Here is a 6,325-nt window from a genome sequence, read left to right on the forward strand (position 1 = left end):
GTTCAAGTGGTCACAAAACATTAGATAACGCAGTACTTGAGTTCATTAAAAAAGAGCACTTTATGCCCGCACTTAAAGGGATTGAAAAGGTAACCAGCGAGCAATTATTTTCTTTTAAATTTGAGCTGATATAACCACTCATTTCTAAATAGATTTACTCGCATTCCCCTTAAAGCAGATTACACTTAGTATCGGCTTCAAAATCACTTGCGCTTTTGTTTTCAAAATAACCCGTCATTTAGAATTGGCTTCAACATTACTTGCGATTTTGTTTTTAAAATAGCCAGTCACTTAAGGCTTTTTGGAAACAATTTATCGCAAGTTATTTTGTAACGGTTCCTTCAGGCTTTTCGAAAACAATTTAGCCAAGTTATTGTGTAACGATTCCTTATTTCAAAGAATTCACTTTAAGGGAGGAAACAGATGAGTAAAATAAAACTATCAACCGATAGGCTGACCGTTGGTTTATATATTCAACTTCCCTGTGCATGGGGTGGCCACCCTTTTCTCTTTAGTAGTTTTAAAATTCAAGATAAAGACCAAATTGATGTCTTACAATCTTTGCCCTTCAACCATGTCATCTATATCCCAGAAAAAAGCGATAAGAACCCACGGCCCGCCAATGTTGAAAAATCAGAAGTGAAAGGAGCAGAACAAGAGAGTGCTTACTTAAGCGCATTATGGCAAGAGAAAGAGCGTCGTGTTGAGGAGCAAAAATCCTACTTGCGTAACTTACGAAAATGTGAAAATCAATTTAAAAAATCACTTTCTATGGTACGTGCAATTAACCTTAAATTAGACAATCAAGCACCTCAAGCACTCGCAGATGCCAAAGAGCTTATCAGCAGTATTACCGACAACTTAAATAATCATAACAGCACTGTTTTACATTTAATGGAAGAGGGTAAAGAGGGAGATAAATATCATAGCCATGTTTTCCATGTCGCTATTTTGGCCATGATTTTAGGTAAAGCATTAGCACTTTCAGAACAAGAGCTGATTTATTTAGGCTTAGGTGCGTTGTTCCATGATCTTGGTAAAAGTAAAATACCTAATCAAATTTTAAACAATAAACCCCAAATAAGCTCTGCTGAAAACAATTACTACAAAATGCATGTGCGTTATGCGATGGACAAAATCAATAATATCCAAGGTTTCCCAGAATCAGTAACAGAAATTGTTAGCCAACATCATGAGTTTTTAGATGGTAGTGGTTACCCTAAAAAATTAAAAGGGGATCAAATTAACTTGCTCACTCAAATTGTTACTGTTGCTAATGAATATGACAATATGTGTAACCCCACTGATAAACATCCTGCTCGTACCCCTTATCATGCTCTATCATACCTTTATAAAAACCGAGGAAAACAGTTAAGCAAAGAGGTATTGGGATTATTAATTAAAGAGCTAGGCATTTATCCACCCGGTTGCATTGTACAACTTTGCAATGAAAAAATCGCACTGGTGATGAGTGTCAGTAAAGCGAATATATTGCAACCCAATGTCATGATTTATGATCCCTCTATTCCTAAAAGTGATGCTGCTATTATCTCATTAAGTGAAAAAGAGTTAAAAATAGAGAAGGTGATTATCCCCAGTAAATTACCAGAGAATATCCAAGAGTACCTCAACCCGCGCGCACGAGTGAACTACTATTTTGAGCATTCAGAGGAGTGATAAAAGCATTTACAGTGAGACTCCGATTACGGTTAATAGAGACCATTTGCAACCTAACCAGAAAGCGACTGCCTTGCACAGAGTACACGAAGCGAGGCAGATTAATTTTTTCTGTTTTTTCTTCATGCCTTTGTGGTTAATTGCTTTTACTTTTTCAGTGACTAACCCAACCCTTGACCCGCATCTTTTTTATTGATCAATTCAATCATATATCCATCAGGATCTTTGACAAACGCGATCACCGTAGTTCCCCCTTTTACAGGTCCTGCTTCACGGGTTATCTCTCCACCCATGCTTTTAATTTTTTCACAGGTCGCATAGATATCATCAGTTTCAATGGCAATATGACCATAACCATTGCCTAAGTCATACTCTGAACAGTCCCAATTATGGGTAAGTTCTAATACTGTTGTTTCCGTTTCTTTGCCATAACCTAAAAAGGCCAGTGTATATTTATATTCTCTGTTTTCTGATTGACGAAGCAGTTTCATTTCTAAAATCGTGGTGTAAAAGTTGATCGACTTTTGTAAATCACCCACACGCAACATAGTATGTAATAAACGCATAAAAACCTCTTGTAAAATTTTAGATCTTGTAAATTTTAGCTCTAAAAAAGAGCTACACTATTTAACTATCGATAGTTTAACGTTTAAAATGCGTAACGAATACCGATTGCAAAATCTAACTCAAAATTAAGCTTGTCATGGTCTAAATCAAGATCTAATGCGGGTGCAAGCTGACCATAAACATCCCACTTTTGAGCAAAGAGAATGGTTAAACCTAATGGGACACGAGCGCCAATGCTATCATTACCCGCCCAGTTATAATAAGCGCCACCACCAACATACCAGTTAAATGGAAACTCTGAACCAAAATCACCCTGCTTAAAGATGTAGTCGCCACTGATACCATCATTACCAATAAAAGCATTAATATTATTAAACTGTCCAGCAACACCAAATCCTTGATCTAATGCTAAGCCGATTTTATTAGTCGCCAATGCTGATGGAAGCGTGAATAATCCTGCAATACAAATTAAACTCATCAATAATTTTTTCATCATTTTCTCTTTATTTTAGCGCTATTAATTTTGTGCAGTTTATCGACTTATCAATTAATACTCAACCCATTTCCCCCCTTTACAGCGGTGGTATATACTTGCTGGCATCTCTTACTTTGCAGTTCAAAACATTATGTATTTTCACTACTTTAAAAAAAGTCACCTATTTATTAGCTTGTTTACCCTCTCTTTGTCCAGTATCGCCAGTGATTTTTTAATCGAAGATCTCAATCGAGATAAGAGCAAACAACAAACATGGGTAGTATTACCCTATATATTCAGTTCTGAAAGTATGGGGCTTACCGTTGGAGCCGTTGGTATTTTTTCAGGTTATATCCAACCACAAATGTCGATTGTGGCCACCACTTTTATTGGTGAAGAGTTAGAGATACAACATAATGACTTACGAGAGCCTGAAAACGAAAGAACCTCAGGGGCAATGCTCGCTATTAATAATTACCGTCCCGATTTTTCAAATCGTCTATTTGTCAGTGTTATTGGAGCTTATGGTTATTACCCCAACCAGCGCCTCTATATCGATGGGGGAAACGATTCCATTAAAAATCTCGAAAACAACAACAATAATGCAACCACACCATTACAAACACAGGGTTATAATAATTGGTTCAATGGTAATTTACGTTATATTTTACCTTGGGGAGAAAGCAAAAACAGGATATTGCCTAAGATTCAACTACAACGTGGTATTGCTGTCAATCGAGATCAATTTGGCGGAGGTCGCCCCTTTACCACAGGACAAACCATTTTAGGGAGCGAGCTGTTTTATTCAAAATGGAGCGCTGAGAAATTTATTGAATCTCCAGAAATTAACACTAATGGATTACGCTTATATCTTGAGCACAATAATACTGATTACCCCAGTAATCCAAGCCGAGGTTACACTTTTAGTGGTAAAATTTCAGCTGACTTTGGGTTAGGTAACTCTACCCAAAGCTGGAATGCGCTAGAAGTAGATTACGCCCATTACATTGAGTTAGATAATTTTTCATGGAGCAGACAAAATATTTTTGCATTCAATCTATGGAGCGCTTATAGCCCCTCATGGAATAACTCAAAAACCATGCAAGATGGCGGTATATTGGAAGAAAATCAAACACCGATGTGGGAAGGAGCGCGTTTAGGAGGCTGGAATAGGCTACGCGCCTATGACAGTAATCGATTTAATGACAAAGCAGCACTTTATGGTGCTGTAGAATATCGCATTATCCCACGCTTAAACCCAATGGCAGATCTCGCTTGGAATCCTCTCCCTATTGACTGGTTTCAGTTGGTATTGTTTATTGAAGCAGGACGTGTTGCCGAAAAATATGATTTAGGTTTATTACTTTCAGATATGAAATACGATGCAGGTTTCAGTATTCGCGCATTAGCGGCCAAAGTCCCCGTGCGTTTTGAAATGGCTTTTGGTGAAGAAGGAAGCGCAATGTGGTTTATGATACAGCAACCTTTTTAGCGACTATTTATTTAATATACGATAAACGTTTTCTGACAAAAAAAAACAATAAAAACATATAAATAAAAAACTTAAGATTATATTAAAGTTTATTACGCTTTAAACCTATTTGTAATTCCCTCACTTAGCACTACCTTTATAATCATGAACCTTTTTTCACGAAAGCAGTTAAAACTCAAAAATAAGGTACCAATGAAAATATTTAATCACTATTCAATCAAATTAAGACTCATTATATCCGTTGCTTTAGGGTTATTTGGCATGTTGCTCATTGCAACACAATCATTAGTCCAAACAAATGAGATGCTATCCTCTGAAAAAAAACAACAGGTAAAACATTTAGTTGAAACTGCTCATAGTGTTATTGTCGCATATTATAATGATTTTGAATCCGGCAACATAACTGAAATACAAGCACAAGAAAATGCGATAAAAACCATTAAAGTGATACGTTATGCAGGAGGAAACTATTTTTGGATTAACGACAAATACCCTAAAATGATCATGCATCCCATAAAACCCGCATTAGATGGCAAAGATCTATCCGCAGTAAAAGATCCCAATGGCAAATATATCTTCAAAGCTTTTGTCCAAAAAGTTGAAGAAAATGCAGGTCAGGGCATTGTTGATTACCAATGGCCTAAACCTGGCTCAGACACCCCTATAGATAAAATCTCCTTTGTTAAAGAGTTTAAACCCTGGGGTTGGATAATTGGATCGGGTATTTATATCGACGATATAAATAAATCGATGTGGACCATTGCATATAGCTTGCTTATTAACTTTACACTGATCGCATTTTTCCTTTTATTACTGTCATTCATCATCGCTAAAAGCATTATTGAACCAATTAATAAAACAACGGAAGCATTGGCGGATCTAGTGAAAGGAGAGGGTGATTTAACACAACGCCTTCCTATTAATGGAAAAGATGAAATAGCAAAATTGTCTTTATCATTTAATGAATTTATTGGCAAAATTCAAAGTGTCATTAAAACAGTGCAAGGATCTGCAAAAGCAGTCAAACATGCATCGATTGATCTATCCACTTTATCGCAAGAGTCCTTAGCAGGCAGTGAATTACAAAATGCAGAAACAGCGCAAATTGCCACCGCATCTACGCAGATGGTCAGCACCATTAATGAAATAGCACATAGTGCAACAACAGCAGCAAACTTAGCAGAGGGAGCTAATACCGAGACACAAATAGGAAAAAGTATAGTCAATGATTCTGCGCAATCAGTGCAAAATTTATCTGTTGAGATTGCAACCGCAAGTAATGTCATTAGTGAACTAAATGCAGAGTGTAGTTCAATTGATTCTGTTTTATCCGTCATTAAAGGTATTGCAGAGCAAACCAATTTACTCGCCTTAAATGCAGCCATTGAAGCTGCTCGTGCAGGTGAACAAGGTCGTGGATTCGCAGTGGTCGCAGATGAAGTAAGAACGCTAGCAGGCAGAACACAAGCGGCGACTTTAGAAATAAATGCAATCATTGCTCAGCTCCAAAATAAAGCAAATGAAGCGGTGTCTGCCATTGCGAATAGTGGTGATATCGCCGAGGATGCTGTTGCTCAAGCCAATAAAGCCAGCCTCTCTTTAGACTCTATTTTAGAGGCTATCATCGCAATTTCAGATGCAAATCATCACATTGCCACCGCCGCTGAAGAACAGTCCTCCGTAACACGAGAAATTGATGAAAGAGTGGTTGCTATAGCTGGTCTTTCTAAAGAGTCAACAGCGCTATCTTCAAAAATCAGCAATGGGAGTGATGGTTTAAGTGAATTGGGCATTCAACTCAGAGAGCTAATTAAAACCTTTAAGGTTTAATTAATAGAAACAAATAAAAGCCTCATCCAACACAACAAAAAGCCTGTATTATCTTTCAATATTACAGGTTTTTCCGCTCAGAGATTTGGTATCTAAAGCAACAAACTCACTAGATAATTAAATCTAGCAGTTTTTTCTAAATGTGGTCTGTGATAAATGATTCGAGCCAGTGAATGCCCCTGATTTCTATATTAAAGGTTCTAAAAAGCAAAAAGCCCGCTAGATAATTAAATCTAGCGGGCTTTTCTAAGTGTGGTCGGTGATAAATGATTCGAGCCAGTGAA

Annotated in this window: 6 protein-coding genes; 4 read left to right on the plus strand and 2 right to left on the minus strand. The window is 37.1% G+C overall.

Going from position 1 to position 6,325, the window contains the following annotated elements:
- Together G322_RS24910 and G322_RS0116750 are read left to right on the plus strand one after the other, a co-directional pair.
- Positions 1 to 134: energy transducer TonB (locus tag G322_RS24910; RefSeq protein WP_211217174.1), on the plus strand; the 134-nt coding region annotated here is incomplete at its 5' end.
- A gap of 289 nt (positions 135 to 423) precedes the next feature.
- Positions 424 to 1,677 carry a cyclic di-GMP phosphodiesterase gene (locus tag G322_RS0116750; RefSeq protein WP_022942862.1) on the plus strand — a complete coding sequence of 418 codons (1,254 nt, stop codon included), beginning with the start codon at positions 424 to 426 and terminating at the stop codon, positions 1,675 to 1,677.
- Between the two features lie 161 nt (positions 1,678 to 1,838).
- Here G322_RS0116750 and gloA read toward each other — a convergent pair whose 3' ends face one another.
- Complete coding sequence (gene gloA / locus G322_RS0116755; RefSeq protein ID WP_022942863.1) at positions 1,839 to 2,243, minus strand: lactoylglutathione lyase; 405 nt, start codon at positions 2,241 to 2,243, stop codon at positions 1,839 to 1,841.
- An 83-nt stretch (positions 2,244 to 2,326) separates the two neighbouring features.
- Entirely contained in the window at positions 2,327 to 2,740 is a 414-nt protein-coding gene (locus G322_RS0116760) for a hypothetical protein (protein WP_245542344.1), read from the minus strand.
- Positions 2,741 to 2,870: 130 nt separating this feature from the next.
- Here G322_RS0116760 and G322_RS0116765 point away from each other — a divergent pair, with 130 nt between their 5' ends.
- Both G322_RS0116765 and G322_RS0116770 read left to right on the plus strand, forming a co-directional pair.
- Complete coding sequence (locus G322_RS0116765; protein ID WP_022942865.1) at positions 2,871 to 4,211, plus strand: BamA/TamA family outer membrane protein; 1,341 nt, start codon at positions 2,871 to 2,873, stop codon at positions 4,209 to 4,211.
- A 192-nt stretch (positions 4,212 to 4,403) separates the two neighbouring features.
- Positions 4,404 to 6,041, plus strand: a complete 1,638-nt coding sequence (locus tag G322_RS0116770; protein WP_022942866.1) for a methyl-accepting chemotaxis protein — start codon at positions 4,404 to 4,406, stop codon at positions 6,039 to 6,041.
- Positions 6,042 to 6,325: the final 284 nt, after the last annotated feature.

It is taken from the genome of Psychromonas hadalis ATCC BAA-638, assembly GCF_000420245.1.
GTDB lineage: Bacteria > Pseudomonadota > Gammaproteobacteria > Enterobacterales > Psychromonadaceae > Psychromonas > Psychromonas hadalis.